Origin of the sequence: Sphaerisporangium flaviroseum, assembly GCF_039537005.1 — a bacterium.
Lineage (GTDB): Bacteria > Actinomycetota > Actinomycetes > Streptosporangiales > Streptosporangiaceae > Sphaerisporangium > Sphaerisporangium flaviroseum.
On sequence record NZ_BAAAZR010000042.1, the window covers coordinates 1 to 892 of the forward strand.

General features: G+C 63.6%; 1 pseudogene. It reads right to left on the reverse strand.

The features are described 5' to 3' along the window. Window positions 1–218, reverse strand: a pseudogene (locus tag ABD810_RS34850) (trypsin-like serine peptidase); the annotation flags it as partial. Window positions 219–892 lie beyond the last annotated feature (674 nt).

Consider the following 892-nt stretch of genomic DNA (forward strand, 5'->3'; position numbering starts at 1 on the left):
TCGCTGGTGGCCTGAGTGGCAGCCTTCAGCGCAGCGCCACCGTTGGCGGTCCAGAAGTTCTGGATCTTCTGCGCGCTGGACGCCGAGGAGAGGGAGACGACCTTCTTGAGGGGGGCGGTCGTCGCGCCGGCCGAGGTGACCAGGGTGGCGCCGATCATGCTCGTGGCGGCGAGGGCCCCGCCGATGGGGAGGGCGAGACGCTTAACTCGGGTGTTCACAGAAAACTCCTGGGCCTGTCGTGGAACGCATCTTGCGCCCCATGCGTCAGTAAAGGGATAACCAGAAGATAGCGAGAGGATCTTCGTCTGTGGGGGCGATTCGAGGGGAATTTTGACCTTCGCCCGCGCGTGACCTTTTCGTAACCCTCCAGCTAGGCGGACAGTTCCTGTCAGAGACATGCAACTTCCGGCCTTACTCGCAGATCAGGATGGGTCCCTCCCGAGTGGTTCCTGTGTGAACAAAGTGAACCGCCGTCGGCTCCGGCCGCATGCAGTGTGACGCAGATCACATGGAACCGATGGAGCCGATCCGGGTCTGGCTACGTCTAAGCGCCCCTCACGGAGCCGAAGTCGCGTCCACGGGCCGCCGCCGGCACCCTTCGAAGCCGGATTCATGATCCGAAGAGTCGCCGGATCTTCACTGACAGTTGGGATCGACCCGCTTTCCCGTCATGCTTTGAGCCCCGAACCTTCCATGCCGTCGGGCTTCCGCGCTCTCACGCTGGCCCCTCCAGGACCTCCTGAGCCGCCGGAACCGAGCTGGATCGTGAGCACAACGCAGAGCAGGGCCCGGCACGAATGCCGGGCCCTGCTAGGTGGTGCTGTGCTCTAGCTGACTAGAACGTCAGGCCTTGGTGACGAGGTCGCCATCGGAGGTGACGATCTTGCCGGAC